At 76.0% G+C, this 20,309-nt stretch carries 2 protein-coding genes; both read right to left on the minus strand.

What is annotated here, in order from left to right:
* The coding region (locus AXW62_RS18475) for a non-ribosomal peptide synthetase (RefSeq protein ID WP_159060911.1) at positions 1–3,436 on the minus strand (3,436 nt) is incomplete at its 3' end.
* 11 nt (positions 3,437–3,447) lie between these two features.
* The coding region (locus AXW62_RS18480) for a non-ribosomal peptide synthetase (RefSeq protein WP_060945499.1) at positions 3,448–20,309 on the minus strand (16,862 nt) is incomplete at its 5' end.

Consider the following 20,309-nt stretch of genomic DNA (forward strand, 5'->3'; position numbering starts at 1 on the left):
GCCACCCGCCGTCCTCGCCGCGGACGAACCGGGTGCGCAGGGCCGGGTGGTGCGCGACCACGGCCTTCAGCGCGGTCCGCAGCGCGCCCTCGTCCAGGTCCTGCGGCAGGTCCAGGACCATCGACATGGTGAAGTGGCGCAGCGGGCCGTGGGTGGCGAAGAACCAGTGCTGGATCGGGGTGAGCGGCGCCGGACCCGCCGGGTCCGTCCGCTCCCCGGCGCCGGCGGCGCCGGGCGCGGTGCGCTCCGCCACGACGGCGGCCAGCTCGGCGACGGTCTGGTGCAGGAAGACGTCCCGCGAGGTGAGCGCGAGTCCGGCCCGGCGGGCGCGGGAGACGATCTGGATGCTGAGGATCGAATCGCCGCCCAGCTCGAAGAAGTTGTCGCCCACCCCCACCGTCCCGGTGCCCAGCACCTCGGCCCAGATCCGCGCCAGCTCCCGCTCCGTCCCGGTGCGCGGGGCCACGGCGGCCCGCTCCGGCCGGTCCGCGTCGAGCCGGGGCGCGGGCAGCGCCCGGCGGTCCAGCTTGCCGCTGGGGCTGAGCGGCATGGCGTCGAGGGCGACGAAGGCGGCGGGGACCATATGGCCGGGCAGGGTGCGGCCGAGGGCCGCGCGCAGCTCACCGGAGGCGGGCGGCTCACCGCCCCTGGCGGGCACGTAGTAGGCGGCCAGCCGCGCGTGGCCGCGGTCGTCGGTCGCTGCGACGACGGCCGCCTCGCCGACGGACGGCAGATCGAGCAGCGCCGCCTCGATCTCGCCCGGTTCGATCCGGTGGCCCCGGATCTTCACCTGGTCGTCGGCGCGGCCCAGGCAGTCCAGCTCCCCGTCGGCGGTCCAGCGCGCGATGTCCCCGGTGCGGTACATCCGGCTCCCGGCGGGCCCGTACGGGTCGGCCACGAAGCGGGACGCGGTCAGCCCCGGCCGGCCCCGGTACCCCCGGGCCACCTGCTCACCGGCCAGATACAGCTCACCCGCCACCCCCACCGGCACCGGCTGGAGCCGGGCGTCGAGCACATGGGCGCGCAGGTTCCCCAGCGGCCGGCCCACCACCGGACGCCCCGGCCCGCCGATCCGGGCGGCCAGCGCGTCGATGGTGCACTCGGTCGGACCGTAGAAGTTGTACGCCGTGGTGCCGGGCGTGTCCGCCAGCCGCCGCCACAGCGACGGGCCGATGGCCTCGCCGCCCAGCATCAGCACCCGCGGCCGGTGCCGGGGGTGGTCCAGCAGCCCGGCGGGGAGCAGCTGCCGCAGATAGGAGGGGGTGAGGTCGAGGAAGTCGATGCGGTGCGCCGCGACGTAACTCACGAGCGCGGCCGGATCGAGCCGGGTGGTCTCGTCGATGAGGTGCAGCTCATGGCCGTCGGCCAGCAGCAGCAGCCCCTCCAGCGAGGTGTCGAAGGAGAACGACGCGGTCAGCGCCGCGCGCAGCGGACCGCCGCCCGCCTCGGCCACGAAGCCCCGGCGGTGACCGGCCAGCAGGTTGACCAGCGACCGGTGCTCCACGGCCACGCCCTTGGGACGGCCGGTGGAGCCCGAGGTGTACAGCACATAGGCGGCGCTGCCGGGGTGCAGCGGGGCGGTCCGGTCCGCGTCGGTGGGGTCGGTCACCGGCAGCGTGCCGGGGACGGCGCGCAGCGCCGCCTCGTCGAGGACCAGCGCGGGCCCGGCGTCGGCCACCAGGAACGCGACGCGGTCGGCGGGGAGTTCGGGATCGATGGGCAGATAGACCCCGCCGGCCTTGAGCACGCCCAGGATCGCCACGATCATCCCGGCGGTCCGGGGCAGCTTCACCCCGACGACGCTCTCCGGCCCGACGCCCTGGGCGATCAGATGGTGCGCCAGCCGGTTGGCGGCCGCGTTGAGCCCGGCCGCGTCGTACACCACGTCCCCGGCCACCAGCGCCGTGGCGCCGGGGCTGCGGGCCGCCAGCGCCTCGAACACCGCCGGGAACGTGGCCGGTTCGACCGCGACGGCGGGGCCGTGCCCCAGGGCCGCCATCCGCCGCCGCTCCCCGTCCGTGAGCAGGGACAGCTCGCGCACCGGCCGGTCCGGTTCGGCGGCCACCTGGTCGAGCAGCACCATCAGGTGTCCCGCCATCCGCCCGGCGGTCGCCGCGTCGAACAGCTCGGTGCTGTACTCCAGCAGCCCCCGCAGCTCCGCCCCGTCCGCGGCTTCTTCGATGAATTCGACGCTGAGGTCGAAGGTGGACCACTGCCGGGGCACATCGACGCTCGTCGCGGTCAGCCCGGCCGGCCGGGGCGCGTTCCTGGGGGCGCTGTGCAGCAGCACCATCACGTCGAACAGCGGGTTGCGGCTCGCGTCCCGGCGCGCCCCCACCGCCTCCACCAGCCGCTGGTACGGCGTCTCGTCATGGGCGAAGGCGTCCAGCACGGTGGCCGCGGCGCCGGCCAGCAGCGCGCGGTAGGTGCGGGCGGTGTCCACCGGGGAGCGCAGCACCACCGTGTTGGCGAAGAAGCCGACGGCGCGCTCCAGCTCGGTGCGGCCCCGGCCGGAGGTCACGGTGCCGATGGCGATGTCGTCCTGTCCCGACCAGCGGGCGAACAGCGCCTGGCAGGCCGCGACCAGCGCGGTGAACAGCGTGGTGCGCTCCTGCGCGGCGAGCCGCCGCAGCCGGTCCGCGGTGGCGCGGTCCACGGTGAACTCGTGCACCGCCCCCGCCGCGGTGCGCTCCGGGGGCCGGGGCCGGTCGGTGGGCAGCTCCAGGGGGACGACGCCGTCCAGCCGCTGCTTCCAGTAGTCCAGCTGCCGGTCCGCCGCGGCTCCCGAGAGCCGCTCCCGCTGCCACACCGCGAAGTCCGGGTACTGCACCGGCACCGGGGGCAGCGGGTCCCCGCCGTACAGCGCGCACAGCTCGTCCTGCAGCACCCCCATCGACCAGCCGTCGGTGACGATGTGGTGCGCGGTGAGCAGCAGCACGTGCTCCTCCCCGGCCAGGCGGACCAGCAGCGCCCGCAGCAGTGGCCCGGTCCGCAGGGAGAACGGCCGGGCGTACTCGGCCCGCAGCAGCTGCTCCAGCGCCCCCGGGCCGTGCTCCGCGCCGCTGAGGTCCGCCACCGGCAGCGGGACGGGCCCGGCCGGGCGTACCACCTGCGTGGGCTGCCCGTCGGTGTCGTCGAACGTGGTGCGCAGCGCCTCGTGCCGCTCCACCAGGGCGGCCAGCGCCCGGGAGAGCGCGGCCGTGTCCAGGGCGCCGGTCAGCCGCAGCGCCAGCGCGCTGTTGTACCCCGCCTCCTCCGGCCGGAGGGTGTGCAGGAACCACAGGCGGGCCTGGGCGAACGACAGCGGCAGCGGCCGTGCGCGGTCCGCGCGGGGGATGGCGCCGGCGCGATCGGCCTTGCCCGCGAGGCGGCGGCGGAGGGCCTCCCGCAACTCCTCGGGCAGGGCGGCGGCGCGATCCTTCCTCGAAGACGTCATGTCGTCCTTCCTCATCGTTCGTCGTGGTCGCTGCCGCCGTGAGCGGCGTCTTCGAGTTCGCGCAGGATGTGCTCCTCGACCAGGTCGGCGAGGGCGGAGACGGTGCGCGCGGTCAGGATGTCCCGCGGGGTCAGGTCGACGGCGAACGCCTCCGTGGCGCGGGAGGCGATCAGCAGACTGCGGACCGAGTCGCCGCCCAGGGCGAAGAACTCGTCCTCCGCGCCGACCGGCGAGACCCCCAGCACCTCTGACCAGATCTCCGCGAGGACCTCCTCGGTGGGGGTGCGCGGGGCGACCTGGCCGGCCGGCGCGGCGGAGACGGTGGCCGGGCCGGGCGCGGGCAGCGCCGCCCGGTCGGTCTTGCCGTTCTCGTTGAGCGGCAGCCGGTCCAGCACGGCGAACGCCGACGGCACCATGTGGCGCGGCAGCGTCCGGCCCAGATGGGTGCGCAGCTCCGCGTCGGCCGGGGCGACGGCGCCGGGCGCGAGGACCAGATGGGCCACCAGCCGGCGCGCCCCGGGCTCGTCCTCCCGCACCGTCACCACGGCCTCGGCGACCGCGGGATGGCCGCACAGGGCGGTCTCCACCTCACCGGCCTCGATCCGATGGCCGTGCAGCTTGAGCTGGTGGTCCACGCGCCCCAGGTGGTGGACGCGGCCCTGGGCGTCCCAGCGGGCCAGGTCGCCGGTGCGGTACATCCGCGAGCCGGGCGGCCCGAAGGGGTCGGCCAGGAACCGGGACGCGGTCAGGCCGGGGCGGTCCAGATAGCCGCGGGCGAGCGACGGACCGCTGACCCACAGTTCACCGGGCACCCCCACCGGCACCGGGCGCAGCCGCGCGTCCAGCAGACGGATCCGGGTGTTGGGCACCGGCCGCCCGATCGGCGGCGGGGCGCCGTCCGGCTCCAGCGGTTCGGACCAGGTGGCCACCACGGTGGTCTCGGTGGGCCCGTACGCGTTGATCATGCGGTGGTACGGGGCCCAGCGGGCGGCCGTCTCCGCGCCGCAGGTGTCCCCGCCGACGATCAGCGTCCGCAGATCGGGCAGCTCCCGCTCGGTGCCGGCGGGCAGCGTCGCCAGGGCGGCGGGCGGGATGAGGGTGTGGGTGATCCGCTGCCGCCGCAGGACGTCCGCGAGATGACCGCCCAGCAGCGGACCCGGCTCGGGCACCACCAGCGCGGCCCCGGACGGCAGCGCCATGCACAGCTCCAGGACGGAGGCGTCGAATCCCGGCGAGGAGAACTGCAGGACCCGGTCGCCCGGCCGCACCTGGAAGTGCTCGGCCTCGGCGGCGGCGAAGCCCGCGATCCCGCGGTGGGTGACGACCACCCCCTTGGGGGTTCCGGTGGACCCGGAGGTGTAGATCACGTAGGCGGGGTCGTCCTGGTGGACGGCGCGGAGCCGGTCCCGGTCCGTGGGGCGGTGGGCGGGGCCGTCCGGGGCCCGGACCCCGGCGGCCCGCTCGATCACCAGGTGCGGGGCGGAGTCCTTGAGCATCAGCTCGATCCGCTCGGCCGGGTAGTCGGGGTCGACGGGCAGATAGGCGCCCCCGGCCTTGGCCACCGCCAGCCGGGCGACGACGGACTCCACCGACCGGGGCAGCACCAGCGCCACGATCCGCCCGGGGCCCACGCCCTGCCCGATCAGGTGGTGGGCGAGGCGGTTGGCGCGGTCCTCCAGCTCCGCGTAGCTCAGCCGCAGGCCGGGGGAGTCCACCGCCGTCGCGCCGGGGCGGCGGTCGGCCGCCGCCTCGAACAGCTCGGCCCAGGTCGCCCGCGGCACCTGCCGGGCGGTGTCGTTCCAGTCCACCAGGACCCGGCGGCGCTCGGCGGCCGGGAGGACGTCGATCCGGTCCGGCGGCAGGTCGTCGGGGGCGGTGGCGAGCGCGCCGAGGAGATGGGTGAGCCGGTCCGCCAGCGCTTCGGCGGTGGACTCCTGAAACAGCCGCGGGTCGTAGCCGAGTTCCACCGACAGCCCGGACCCGGGCGAGACCACCACGGTCAGCGCGTAGTTGGTGGACTCCAGGGCGTTCAGGTCGCGCACCCGCAGCCCGTGCTCGGCCGCGGCGGCGCTGTTGATGGGGTAGTTCTCGAACACCACCAGGCTCTCGAAGAGGTTCACCCCGGCCGGCAGGTCGCTCCAGCCGTGCAGCTGGGACAGCGGCACATGGCCGAAGCCGCGTGCCTCCGCCTGGCCGGTCTGGAGCTCCCGCAGCCAGGCGGCCGTACCGGCGGTGCCGCCCACCGCGCACCGCACCGGGAGGGTGCTGATGAAGATGCCGGTGATGTCGTCCGCGCCCGGCAGTTCCGCCGGCCGCCCGGAGACCGTGGTCCCGAAGCAGACGTCCGACTCGCCGCTCAAGCGGGACACGAGCAGGGCCCAGGCGCCCTGTACGACGGTGTTGAGGGTGAGCCGGTGCCGCCGGGCGAAGTCCTGGAGGGCGGCGGTGTCCCGCTCGCCGAGCCGGTGCGACAGCCACCGCGAGGACCGGGTGGCGATCTCCGGTGTCGGCCGGCGGTCATAGGGCAGCGGAGTGGGAGCGGTGAAGCCCTCCAGGGCCTGCCGCCAGTGCGCCTCGGCCCCGGTGCGGTCCTGACGGCCGAGCCAGGCGACATAGTCCGCGAACGGCCTGCGGGCCGGCAGCCGCGGCCGCTCACCGGCGGCCAGGGCACCATGCGCGGCGAAGACATCGCCGAGCACCTGGAAGACGCTCCACCCGTCCAGCAGCACATGGTGGAAGGTCCACAGCACCCGCACCTCGGTGGGGGAGAGCCGGGCCAGGGTGACGCGGAGCAGCGGGGCCTCGGCCAGATCGATCCCGCGGGCGCGGTCCCGGTCCAGCAGTCGCTCCAGCGCGGCCGTGCGCTCGTCCTCCGCGAGGCCGCTCCAGTCGAGTTCCTCGACCGGTACGGCCGCCGCGCGGCGCACGACCATCAGGGGCTCGGGCACCTCGTGCACCACCACCTCGCCGCGCAGCACCGGGGTGCGGTCCACCACGTGCTGCCAGGCGGCGGCCAGCACGCCCAGGTCGCCGGCCCCGTCCAGGACGAAGGTCGCCTGCTCCACATAGAGCCCCTGGTCGCGCTGGGCCAGCGCGTGGAAGACCAGCCCGGACTGGGTCGGGGTCAGCGGATGGACATCGGCCACCCCCCGGCCGTCGCCCACCAGCCGGTCGACGGTCTCCTGGTCCAACCCGGCCAGCGGGAAGTCCGAGGGCGTCCGTCCGCCCGCGCCGGGACGGGTGCACAGCGCCACGATCGCCCGCAGCTCCGCCACCATCTCCTCGGCCAGCCGGCGCACCGTGGCGCGCCGGTGCAGCGACCGGGAGTAGGACCAGCTCAGCTCCAGCCGCCGGCCGGTCACCCGGGCGATCACATCGATCAGATGCGGCCGGGGCGCCTGCGGGCTCATATCGCCCTCCAGCCCGCCGGCCAGGGCGTGCAGCAGACCGCCCGCCGCGGGCGGCTCCCAGTCCTGCTGCCCGAGGTAGTTGAAGCTGATCCGCGGTTCCGCGGGCAGACCGGAGGCGTCCGCGCCGGACAGATGGCGCAGCGCACCGTAGCCCAGGCCGTTGCCGGGGATCGCCCGCAGCCGCTCCTTGACGGCCCTCAGCGTCCGCTCCAGCCCCCAGTCGGCGGGTGCCTCCAGGGCGACGGGGAACATGCTGGTGAACCAGCCGACCGTACGGGACAGGTCGACCCCCTCGAAGATCTCCTCCCGGCCGTGCCCCTCCAGGGCCACCGCCACCCGCTCCCGGCCGGTCCAGCGGGCGAGCACCCGTCCCAGGGCACAGAGCAGCACGTCGTTGACCCGGGTCCGGTACGCGTCCGGCACCTCCCGCAACAGCGCCCGGGTCTCCCCGGCGTCCAGCCGGACGGTCACCTCCTCCTCGAAGGCCGCGGTGTTGGGCCCCTCCCCGTCCGTGGGGAGGTCGGTGGCGCCCTGGCAGGCCGCCCAGTGGCCGCGCTCCGCGTCGAAGCCCCCGGCGGCGGTGTGGTCGCTCAGGAGCCTCGCCCAGGTGCGGAACGACGTGGTCTTGGGGCCCGGCTCGGCCGGCCGGCCGGCGACGAGGTGCCGGTAGGCGGCGTCCAGGTCCTCCAGCACGATGCGCCAGGAGACGGCGTCGACCACCAGGTGGTGGGCGGTCAGCAGCAGGACCGGCCGCGTCCCCGCGCCCCGGGTGAAGAGCACCGCCCGCAGCAGCGGCCCCCGGGCCAGGTCGAACCCGGCCCGCACCCGCCCGGCCGTCTCCCGCATCACCGCCTCCCGCCGCCCCGGCGCCACCGCGGACAGGTCGTGCAGGTCCAGCACCGGTGCGGCGTCCGGCGGGGCGTTGTACTGGCGCACGCAGCCGTCCCCGGTCCGCTCGAAGCGCAGCCGCAGGGCGTCGTGGTGGGACAGCACCGCGGACAGGGCGGCCCGCAGCGCGCCCTCGTCCACCGGCCCGGTCAGCTCGGCCGAGACCGACTGGCTGAAGTGTTCCGGCGCACCGGGGAGCCGTTCGACGAGCCAGCGCTGGACCGGGGTCAGCGGCACCTCCCCGGTGACCGGGCCCTGCTCGTGCCCGGCCACCGTGGCCGGGGCCTCCCGCGCCGCCTCGGCCAGCTCCGCCACCGTCTGGTGGACGAACAGGTGGCGCGGGGTCAGCTCGATACCGGCCCGGCGGGCGGCGGAGACGATCCGGATGCTGAGGATGGAATCGCCGCCGAGGGCGAAGTAGTTGTCCGCCACGCCGATCCGCTCCACCCCGAGCACGTCCGCCCAGATGGCGGCGAGGGCCTTCTCGGTCTCCGTGCGCGGCTCCACACGGCCGGTGGCGGGGGCCGCCCAGACGGGTGCGGGCAGCGCCCGCCGGTCCAGCTTGCCGCTCGCCCCCAGCGGCAGCCGGTCCAGCACGACCACGGCCGAGGGGATCAGGTGGTCCGGCAGCCGGGTGGCGAGGAACGCGCGGACCGCGGCGGTGTCCACCGGGGCCGAGCCGGGGGCCTGGACCACATAGCCGGCCAGCCGCTTGTGACCGCCGGTGTCGACGACGGCCGCGGCCGCCCCGGTGACGTCCGGGTGGCGCGCCAGCGCCGCCTCGACCTCGCCCAGTTCGATCCGGAAACCGCGCACCTTGACCTGGTCGTCGGTTCTGCCCAGGTACTCCAGATGGCCCCGCTCGTCCCAGCGGACCAGGTCGCCGGTGCGGTACATCCGGCTGCCCGCGGGGCCGAACGGATCGGCGGTGAACCGCTGCGCGGTGAGCCCCGGCCGGCCGAAGTAGCCCCGGGCCAGGCCCGGTCCGGCCAGATAGAGCTCCCCGGGCACCCCGACGGGCACCGGCCGCAGCCGCGCGTCCAGCGCGTAGGCGCGGGTGGCGGCGACCGGCGAGCCGATCGGCGGGGTGCGGTCGGGGTCGGCGGGGTCACAGGTCCAGGCGGTGGCGTAGACGGTCGCCTCGGTGGGGCCGTAGATGTTCGCCACCCGGCAGCCGGGGACGGCCGCGCGGACCTCCTGGACGGTACGGGCGGCGAGCCCCTCGCCCGCCAGCACCACGGTGCCGGCCGTCACCGCGACCGGCCCCTTGCCGAGCACCTGCCCGAGCGCCGAGGGCACGGCGCTGATCAGGCTCGCCGTCCAGGGCCGGGTCCGCTCGGCCAGGGTGAGCAGATCACGGACGATCTCGACGGCACCGCCGGCCAGCAGCGGGCAGAGGATCTCGAAGACCGACACGTCGAAGGTGAGGGAGGTCGAGGCCACCACGTGGGCGAGCCCCTCGGCGCCGAACTCCTCCCGCGCCCACGCGGCCAGCGCGGCCACGCTCTCCTGGGCGACCACGACGCCCTTGGGCGTACCGGTCGACCCCGAGGTGTGGATGACGTACGCCGGGTGGCCGGGGCGCAGCGGGCCGCGCCGCTCGGCGTCGCCGACGTTCTGGGCGGGCAGCTCCGCCAGCCGCCGCCGCACCTCCGCGCCGTCCAGCAGGACCCGGCCGCCCGGCCCGGCGGGGAGCCGGTCCGCCACCGCCCCGGCGGTCACCACCGTGTCCGGGGCGATGTCGCCGAGCATGAAGGCGATGCGCTCCGCCGGATAGGCCGGGTCCACCGGGAGGTAGGCCGCCCCGCTCTTGAGCACCGCCAGCACGGCCACCACCAGCTCGGGTGTGCGCGGCAGCGCGAGGGCCACGAAGCGTTCCGGCCCGGCGCCCGAGGCGATCAGCAGCCGGGCGAGCCGGTTGGCCCGCTCGTTCAGCTCCCGGTAGGTCAGCCGTCCGCCGTCGCCGATCACCGCGAGCGCGTCCGGGGTGCGGGCCGCCCGTGCCTCGAACAGCGCGGGCAGCACCGCCCGCGGCGCCGCGCGGACCGGGCCGCTGAACCGGTCGAGGATCGCGCGGGCCCCGGCCTCGCCGATCAGCGGCAGTTCGTCCAGCCGGCGCTCCGGATCGGCCGCCATCTGCTCCAGCAGCACCCGCAGACAGCCGCCCAGCCGCTCGATGGTGGCGGCGTCGAAGGCCGCGGGGTCGTAGTCCAGCAGGATCGACAGCCGCTCCCCGGGCGCCACCACCACGCTGAGCGGGTAGCTGGTGGGCTCCACGTCCCGCTCCTGCCGGAGGCCGAGACCGCGCGCCGCGATGGCCTCGCCGTCGAACGGGTAGTTCTCGAAGACCACGATCGAGTCGAAGAGGTTCACCCCGCCGGGCACCTCGCTCCAGCTCCCCAGCTGGGCCAGCGAGACGAAGTCGTGGAGCCGGGCCTCCGCTTGCGCCGACTGCAGCTCCCGCAGCCAGTCCAGCAGCCGGCTTCCGCCCGTCACCCGGACCCGGGTGGGGACGGTGTTGATGAACACCCCGACCATGGACTCGACGCCCGGCAGCGCGGCCGGCCGCCCCGAGACGGTGGTGCCGAAGCACAGGTCCTCCGCCCCGCTGTACCGGGACAGCAGCAGCGCCCAGGCGCCCTGCACCACCGTGTTCATGGTCAGCCCGCCCCGCTGCGCCGTCGTCCGCAGCCGGGCGGACTCCCCGGCGCCCAGCGTGACCCGGTGCGAGCCCGAGGAGGCGGTGCGGTGCGCCCCCGACGGGGGCCGGTCCCGCGGCAGTTCGGTGGGCGAGGTGAACCCCGCCAGCGCCGTCCGCCAGTACCGCTCGGCCGCGGCCGTGTCCTGCTCGCCGAGCCAGCCGAGGTACTCGCGGAACGGCCGGCGGGCGGGCACCGCGGGCGCCCGCCCCGCGATGAGCGCCGCGTACCGCTCGCAGACCTCGTCGAAGACCTGCGCCGCGCTCCAGCCGTCGAGCAGCACATGGTGGAAGGTCCAGACGATCCGGACCTCGTCGGCGGACAGCCGGATCAGCGCCAGCCGCATCAGCGGCGCGGCGGCCAGGTCGATCCCCTCGGCCCGGTCCTGGTCGAGCAGGCGCCGCAGTTCGGCCTCGCGCCACGCCTCGGGCCGGCGCGTCCAGTCGTGGTGGACGATCCGGGGCTCCGCCCGGCGCGTCACGACCTGGACCGGCTCCGGGGTGTCCGCCCACACCAGACGGCTGCGCAGGACCGGATTGGCGTCCACCGTGTGCTGCCACGCGGTGGCCAGCGCCCGCGGGTCGCGCACCCCGGTCAGCGTCAGCTGGACCTGGTTGACATAGGCGTCCGACGCCGGATCCACCAGCCCGTGGAACAGCATCCCGGCCTGCATCGGGGTCAGCGGATAGATGTCCTCCACGGCCCGGCCGTCGGCGGCGATCCGGTCCACCGCGGCCTGGTCCAGCCGGGCCAGCGGGAAGTCGGACGGGGTACGGCCACCGGCCGCGGGGTCGGCGCAGTGGCCGACGATCTCCTCCAGGGCGCGCAGCATCCCTTGCGCCAGCTGGGACACCGTCTCCTCGGTGTGCGTCCCGGCGCCGTAGTACCAGGTGATCTCCAGGCACCGCCGCTCCACCCGGCCCACGACGTCCAGCAGATGCGCCCGGACCGTGTCCGGCGCGGCGTCACCGCCCAGGCCGTCCCGTACGGCGGCGACCAGACCGGTGCCGTCACCGGCGGCCCAGTCGAACTGCCCGAGGTAGTTGAAGCTGATGCCGGGCTCCGCCGCGTCCCCGAGCCCCGAGGCGGGGGCCAGATGGCGCAGCGCGCCGTAGCCGACGCCGCGGGCCGGCACCGCCCGCAGCTGTTCCTTGACGGACTTGAGCGTCTCGCCCCAGCCGCCCTCGGGGAGGTCAAGGGCGACCGGGTACAGGGTGGTGAACCAGCCGACGGTGCGGGACAGGTCCACCCCCTCCAGCAGGTGTTCCTCCCGGCCGTGGCCCTCCAGGTCCACCGCGATCCGGCGCCGCCCGGTCCAGTCGCCGAGCACCCGGCCGAGCGCGGCGAGCAGCACGTCGTCCACGCGGGTGCGGTAGACCCCGGGGACCTGCCGCAGCAGCGCGTCGGTCCGTTCCCGGTCCAGCCGGACGGTGACCGACCTCATGGACGCGACCGTGTTGTCCCCCGCGCCGTCCACCGGCAGCCCCGCGGCGCACTCCGCGGTCACCGCCCGCCAGTGGGGGAGTTCGGCGTCGAAACCGCCGGCGGCGGTGTGGGCGGTGAGCCCCTGGGACCAGTCCCGCAGGGAGGTGGTGCGGGGGCCGAGGCCGGCCCGGCCGCCCGCGAGCACCTGCTGGTACGCGGTGTCCAGATCCTCCAGCAGCACTCGCCAGGAGACGCCGTCCACCACCAGGTGGTGGGCGGTCAGGAAGAGCGTGGGCCGCTGCCCCCCGCCGTGCCGGAACAGCCGCGCGGCCAGCAGCGGGCCCCGCGCCGTGTCGAACCCGGCCTGCGCCTCGGCCATCGCCGCGTCCTCGGCGGCCCGCCGCTCCGGCGCGCCGAGCCCCGACAGGTCGTGCTCCCGCAGGGGCACCGGGGCCGCCGGGTCCGGCGGCGGGCAGTACTGCCGCGGGCTCCCGTCCGCCCCCGGCTCGAACCGCGTCCGCAGCGCGTCATGGTGGACCAGCAGCGCCTCCAGCGCCGCGCGGAGCGCGCCGGGGTCCGGGTCCCGGTGGAGTTCGACCACCACGGACTGGTTGAAGTGGCCGGGCCGCCCGGTCCGCAGGCCGAAGAACCAGTGCTGGATCGGGGTGAGCGGCGCCTCACCGGTCACCGGCCCGGTGTCGGCGGCGGGCCGCGCGGTGGGGGTGGCGACGGCGGCGAGCGAGGCGATCGTGGGATGCCGGAAGAGCTCCCGGGGCGTGAGGGCCAGCCCCGCCCGCCGGGCGCGGGAGGCCACCTGGATGCTGAGGATCGAATCCCCGCCCAGATGGAAGAAGTTGTCCTCCGCGCCGACCCGCTCCCGCCCCAGCAGGGTGCCCCAGATCTCCGCGAGGGCCCGCTCGGCGTCGGTACGGGGCGCCACGTACCGCGTCGTACCGGCCGCCGGGCCGGGCGCGGGCAGCGCCCGGCGGTCCACCTTGCCGTTGCCGGTGAGCGGCAGCGCGTCGAGGGTGACGAACGCCGCGGGCACCATGTAGTCGGGCAGCACACCGCCCAGGAAGGACCGCAGCTCCTCCTCCCCGGGCGCCGCGCCCGCGCCGTCCGGCACCACATAACCGGTCAGCAGCGTGCGTCCGCCCGCGCGGGACAGCGCCACGACCGCCTCCGCCACGCCCCCGTGGCGAAGGAGCGCGGCCTCGATCTCCCCCGGCTCGATCCGGAAGCCCCGGACCTTCAGCTGGTCGTCGGCGCGGCCCACGAAGCGCAGTTCACCGTCGTCGGTCCAGGCCACGACGTCCCCGGTGCGGTACATCCGGGAGCCGGGCGGCCCGAACGGATCGGCGACGTACCGCTCGGCGGTGGCGCCGGGGCGGCCGTGGTAGCCACGGGCCACCCCGGCCCCCGCGATGTGCAGCTCCCCGGGAATGCCCGGCGGCTGCGGCTGGAGGGCGCCGTCGAGGACGTAGACGCGGGTGTTGTCCAGCGGCCGTCCGATGGGCAGCGCGGACGGCAGCTCCTCCCCGGCGCGGAACGGGCGCCGGGTGGCGAAGGTCGTGGTCTCGGTGGGCCCGTAGCCGTCGACCACCGTCAGCTCCGGGCAGGCCGCCAGCACCCGGCGCACCGCCCCGGCGGACACCGCCTCACCGCCGGTCCACACCTCCCGGGCGCCCCGCAGACAGTCCGGCGCCTCCTGGGCGAGCAGCCGGAACAGCCCGGCGGTCAGCCACAGACAGCGCACCCCGTGCACGCCGATGGCCTCGCGCACGGTGTCCGCGTCCACGTCCCCGGCGGGCGCCAGCACGGCCCGGCCGCCGCGCAGCAGCGGCACCCACAGCTCGTAGGTGGAGGCGTCGAACGCCTGGGGCGAGTGCACCAGCACCCGGTCGTGGTCCGCGAAGGCGCGGTCCGCGACGAGGGCGGTCACATCGCGGTGGCGCGCCGCGACCCCCTTGGGCCGCCCGGTGGAACCGGACGTGAACATCAGGTACAGGGTGTTGTCGGGGAAGACCGCCACCCGCGGCGGTTCCGACGGGCCGTCGCCGTCGTCGCCGTCGCCGCCGGGCTCCACCGTCAGGACCCGCGCGGCGCCCCCGACGTCCGCCGCCGTGCGCTCCCAGGCGCGGTCGGTCAGCACCACCTCGGCCCCCGCCTCCGCCAGCACCCGCCGCAGCCGGTCCCGGGGGGCGCGGACGTCCAGCGGTACGTACGCCCCGCCGGCCTTGACCACCCCCAGCAGCGCCACCACCAGCTCCACCGACCGGTCCATCAGCACGGCCACCCGGCGCTCCGGCCCGACGCCGCGTCCGGCGAGCCGGTGGGCCAGCCGGTTGGCGCGCGTATCCAGCTCCCGGTAGCTCACCGGGCCGTCCGCGCCGTCCAGGACCGTCGCGTCCGGCGCGCACCGCACCCGCTCGGCGAACAGCCCGGCCACCGTGGACTCGGGCAGCGGGACCGCGGTGTCGTTCCACTCCCGGAGCACCCGGTGGCGGCCCGCGGGGGTGAGCAGCGGAAGCCGCGCGGGTGGCCGGTCCGGACCGTCGGCCATGGCCGTCAGCACCACCGTCAGCCGCTCCGCCATCCGCCGCGCGGTGGCCTCCTCGAACAGCGCCGGGTCGTAGCCGAGCCGCAGCGCCAGCTCGGCACCGGGGTAGACCACCAGGGACAGCGGGTAGTTGGTGGTCTCCACACCCTCCAGGTCCCGCAGGTCCAGGCCGTGCGCGGCGGCGAGGTCCCCGCCGACCGGATAGTTCTCGAAGACCACGATGGAGTCGAAGAGGTTCACCCGCTCGGGCAGCCCGGTCCAGGACCGCAGCCGGGTGAGCGGTACGAAATCGAACCGCCGGTCCTCGCTCTGCCCGGCCTGCACCGCGCCCAGCCAGGACAGCAGGGTGGCGTCGGCCGGCACCGTGAGGCGGGTCGGCACGGTGGTGATGAACAGCCCGTTCATCGTCTCCACCCCGGGCAGCTCCGGCGGCCGCCCGGACACGGTGGTCCCGAAGACGACGTCCTCGCGGCCGGACTGCCGGGACAGCAGCAGCGCCCAGGCCCCCTGCACCACGGTGTTCAGGGTGAGCCCCGCACTCCGGGCCAGCGCCTGGAGCCGGCCGGTGGCCGCGGCGGGCAGGGTGACGCGCACCTCCTCGGTGGACTCCGCGTGATGGGTCCCGTCGGGCTCCCGGTCGTACGGCAGCGGGGTGGGCTCGGTGAGGTCACCCAGCCGGGCCCGCCAGTGCTCCTCGGCACGGGCCCCGTCGCGCTCCCGCAGCCACGCCACGTAGTCGCGGAACGGGCGGCGGCCGGGCAGCCCGGCGGCCATGGCCGTGCCGGACGCCCCGGCACGCGCCCGCGCATGGCAGTGGAAGACGTCGGAGAGCACCTGGAAGAGGCTCCAGCCGTCCAGGACCAGATGGTGGAAGGTCCACACCACCCGGACCTCGGTGTCCGTAAGCCGGGCCAGCGCCAGCCGCGTCAGCGGCGCGGCGGCCAGGTCGAGACCGCGCTCCCGGTCCTCGGCGAGGAACTTCCGCAGCTCCTCCCGGCGCTCGTCCGGCCCCAGGCCACGCCAGTCCAGCAGGACGACCGGGATCCGGGCCCCGCGCTCCACCACCAGGAGCGGCTCGGGCACCCCGTCCCACACCGCTCGGCCGCGCAGCACCTGCGTGACGTCGGCGACCTGCTGCCAGGCCGCGGCCAGCGCCGCCGGATCGGGCACCGGGTCCAGGACGAAGGTGAGCTGCTGGAGATAGGCGCGCCGGTCGTCCTGGGCCAGGGTGTGGAACAGCATGCCCGCCTGGGTGGGGGTGAGCGGGTAGATGTCCTCCACCGTGCTGCCGTCCCCCGCCAGCCGGTCCACGGCGGCCTGGTCGAGGGCGGCGAGCGGGAAGTCGGACGGGGTGCGGCCGCCGGCGCCGGGCGCACTGCCGTGCCGGGCGATCTCGCACAGCGCCTCGCGGAACTCCTCGGCGAGCCGCCCGACCGTCTCCTCCCGGTGCAGGTTCGCGGAGTAGAACCAGGTGAACTCCAGCTCGCCGCCATCGACCCGGCCCACCACCTCCAGCGGATGCGGACGCGGTGCGGCCGGGTCGGCGTCCAGGGCCAGTTCGGCGTGGAGGCCGCGGAAGAGCCCGTCGCCCGCGCCCGGCGCCTCGAACCGGCCCAGGTAGTTGAAGCTGATCGAGGCCGTGGGACCGTCGGGAAGGCCCTCGCCGCCGAGCAGATGGCGCCGTACCCCGTAGCCCAGACCGCGCCGCGGCACGGCCCGCATCTGCTCCTTGACGGACTTGAGGACCTCGCCCCAGCCGCCGTCCGGAAGGCCGAGCGCCACCGGGAAGCGGGTGGTGAACCAGCCGACCGTACGGGAGATGTCCAGATCCGCGAACAGCTCCTCGCGGCCGTGGCCCTCCACGTCCACCGGCACCCGGTCGCGCCCGGTCCAGCGGTGCAGCACCCGGGCCAGCGCGCTCAGCAGCACATCGTTGACCTGCGTACGGTAGACCTCGGGCAGCGTCTGGAGCAGCGCGGCGGTCTCGGCGGGGCCGAGCCGGACGGTGACCGACCGGGCCGAGGCGTAGGTGTTGGCCCCCTCGTGGTCGAGCGGCAGCGAGGGGTCGCCCATCGCGGCCGGACCGGTCCAGTACGCCTCCTCGTCGTCGAACCCGCCGCTTCGGGCGTGTTCGTTCAGCCGCAGTGCCCAGTGGCGCAGCGGGGAGGACTTCGCGGGAAGGCCCGCGCCCTCGCCCCGGGGCCGCTCGTCCCCGGCCCGCTCGCCTCCGGCAGCCTCGTCCCCGGCTTCCGCGCTGCCGGTCCGCTGGTCCCCGGCTTCCGGCCGGAAGGCCGTGTAGGCGGTGCTCAGGTCCTCCAGCAGCACCCGCCAGGAGACCCCGTCCACCACCGCGTGGTGGACGGTGAGACGGAGGACCGGCCGCGGCCCGGCGTCCCGGTCGAGCACCGCGCGCATCAGCGGACCCTCGGCCAGGTCGAAGCCGCCCAGGTGCCCGACGCCGGTCATGAGTGGTACGCGCACCGCCTCCGCCGCCTCGATCCGCTGGTACCAGCCGCCGTCCCGCCGGTGGAACCGGGAGCGCAGGGCGTCGTGGTGGGCCACCACCGCGTCCAGGGCGCGCCGCAGCGCCTCCTCGTCCACGTCCTCGGGCAGCACCAGGGAGAGCGTCTGGTTGAAGTGTCCGGCCCGCTCGGGGTCGGTGGTGAACAGCCAGTGCTGGATGGGGGTCAGCGGCAGTTCCCCGGTGGCCGCTCCGTCCGTCCCGGAGCCGGGCAGCCCGGCCGGGGCCGTGGTGGTGTCCAGGTGCAGGGCCAGCGCGGCGATCGTCTGGTGGCGGTAGACGTCGCCCGAGGTGACGGCGAGCCCGGCCCGCCGCGCCTGGGAGACCAGCTGGATGCTGAGGATCGAATCGCCGCCGAGGGAGAAGAAGTTGTCCTCCACCCCGACCCGCTCCACCCGCAGGACCTGGGCCCAGACCCGTGCGAGGGTCCGCTCGGCGGCGGTCCGGGGCGCCACGTAGCCCGGTGCCGCGGCCTCGGCCCAGTCCGGTTCGGGGAGCCGGCCGCGGTCCAGCTTGCCGTTGGGGCTGAGGGGCATCCGCTCCAGGACGAGCACCGAGGCGGGCACCATGTAGTCGGGCAGCGAACGCCGCAGGAACCGCCGCAGCCCCGCCGGGTCCGGGGTGGCGCCCGGAGCGGCCACCACATGGGCGATCAGCCGCTGGTGGCCGTCCGTCTCCCGGGCCACGGCCGCGGCCTCGGCGACATCGGGGTGGCGCAGCAGCGCCGCCTCCACCTCGCCCGGTTCGATGCGGAAGCCGCGGATCTTCACCTGGTCGTCGGCCCGGCCGAGGTACTCCAGCCGGCCGTCGGCGTTCCAGCGGACCAGGTCACCGGTGCGGTACATCCGGCTGCCGGGCGGTCCGAAGGGGTCGGCCACGAAACGGTGGGCGGTCAGGCCGGGCCGCCTCAGATAGCCCCGGGCCAGGCCCTGCCCGCCCAGGTGCAGCTCACCGGTCACCCCGGGCGGCACCAGCCGGAGCGTGGGGTCCAGGACGTACGCGCGGGCGCCCGCGACCGGCCGGCCGATCGGCGGGGCCTGGGACGGCGCCTCGCCGTCGCAGAACCAGGCGGTGGCGTACACCGTCGCCTCGGTCGGCCCGTAGAGATTGGCGATCCGGCAGGACGGCATGGCCTCCCGGATGTCCCGGACGGTCTGGGCGGGCAGCGCCTCGCCCGCCAGGACGACGGTCCGGGCCGGGGCCGCCGAGAGGCCCTCTCCCAGCAGCCGGGAGAACACCGAGGGCACCCCGCTGAGCAGCCCCCTGGCCCGCGGCCGCCGGTCGGGGTCGGCGAGGGCGAGCAGATCCGCCACCACCTCGGTACTGCCGCCGGCCAGCAGCGGGCAGAGGATCTCGAACACCGACACATCGAAGTTGAGCGAGGTCGAGGCGACCACGTCGGTCAGCCCCTCCCGCCCCAGCTCCGCCGAGGCCCAGGCCGCGAGCCCCGCCACCGTGCGGTGGGTGACCACCACCCCCTTGGGGCGGCCGGTCGACCCCGAGGTGTAGATGACGTACGCGGGATGGGCCGGGTCCAGCGGACGGAGCCGCTCGGCGTCGGTGATGTCGCCGTCCCCGAGCCCTGCCAGCTCGGCACGGACCGCCGGGTCGTCCAGGACCAGCGGTCCGGCACCGGCGGGCAGGGCGCCGGCCGCCCCGGTGGTGGTGAGGACGGTCGAGGGCGCGGCGTCCTCCAGCATGAACGCGATGCGCTCGGCCGGGTAGCCGGGGTCCACCGGGAGATAGCCGGCGCCCGTCTTGAGCACCGCCAGCAGGACCACGACGAGGTCGGCCGAGCGGGGCAGGGCGAGGGCCACCAGCCGCTCGGGACCGGCGCCCCGGGCGATCAGCAGCCGGGCCAGCCGGTTGGCGCGGCGGTTCACCTCGTCATAGGAGAGGCTGGTGTCGCCGCAGGTCACAGCGGTGGCCATGGGGCGCTGCGCCACCTGGCCGGCGAACAGCTCGGGCACCGTGGCCTCGGTGGCCTCCTGCTCCGGCCCGTTCCAGGCGTCGAGCAGCGCATGCCACTCGGTGTCGGCCAGCATGCGCAACCCGGCCAGGGTGGCGCCCGGATCGGCCACCATGCCGGCCAGCAGCCGGTGCAGATGTCCGGCCATCCGCTCGATCGTGGCGGGGTCGAACAGATCGGAGTTGAACTCCACGGTCAGCCCCAGCGAGCCGTCGTCGCGGGGCAGGAACTCCAGCACCAGGTCGAACCGCGCGGCGGGGCGCGGCAGGGCGTGCTCGGTGATCCGCACACCCCCCGCCTCCCGGGCCGGCACCATGGCGCTCTGCTGCACCACCAGCGCCTGCACCAGCGGATGGCGGCTGGGGTCGCGGCGCGGGGCCAGCTCCTCGACGACCCGCTCGAACGGCAGCCGGTCATGGCCGAACGCGTCCAGCACGGTCTCGCGCATGGTGTCCCAGAACCGCTCGACCGTGCTGTCCCCGTCCACCTCGGCGCGCAGCACCAGGGTGTTGACGAAGAATCCGGCGACCGACTCCAGCTCCTCGCGGTGGCGTCCGGCGGTGACGGTGCCGAAGGCGATGTCCCGCTGGCCCGAGTAGCGGGAGAACAGCACCGCGGCGGCGGCCGCGAGCAGGGTGAACGGGGTGGTGTCCCGCTCCCGGCCGAGCCGGGCCAGCCCCGCCACCAGCTCGGCGGGCAGCTCGTGGCGGTGCACCGCGCCCGCCGTGGTGCGCACCGGGGGACGCGGGCGGTCGGTGGGCAGCTGGAGCGTCTGCATCCCGGCGAGCCGGCCGCGCCAGTACTCCAGATCGGCCTCGTCCCGGGCGAGGTCGGGACGGCCGCGCTCCCAGACCGCGTAGTCCGGGTACTGCAGGGCGGGTTCGGGGAGCGCGGCATCGGTGCCGGACACCTCGGCGGCGTACAACGCGGCCAGCTCGCGCACCAGCAGCGTCACCGACCAGCCGTCGGTGACGATGTGGTGCTGTGCCAGCAGCAGGACGTGTTCCCCGTCGGCCAGCCGGACCAGCAGCGCCCGGGTCAGCGGCCCCCGCTCCAGGTCGTAGCGGCGGCTCAGCTCCCCGGCCAGCGTGCGCTCCAGCTCCTCGGCGCGCCGCCGCGCCGGATGCCCGCCGAGGTCCACCCGGTCCAGCGGCACGGTCCCGTGCCCGGCCACCCGCTGCACACCGTGCCCGTCCACGGTGGCGAAGGTGGTGCGCAGGGCGTCATGGCGGGCGGCGAGCCGGTCCAGGGCCCGGCGCAGCGCGGCCACCTCCAGCGGGCCGTCGAGCCGCAGCCCGGCCCCGGTGTTGTACTCGGTGCCGCCGGAGGTCAGGTCGTCCAGGAACCACAGCCGCCGCTGGGCGGAGGACAGCGGCAGCGGGCGGTCGCGCGGCGCGGGCG

It is taken from the genome of Streptomyces hygroscopicus subsp. hygroscopicus, assembly GCF_001553455.1.
GTDB classification, from domain to species: Bacteria; Actinomycetota; Actinomycetes; order Streptomycetales; family Streptomycetaceae; genus Streptomyces; species Streptomyces hygroscopicus.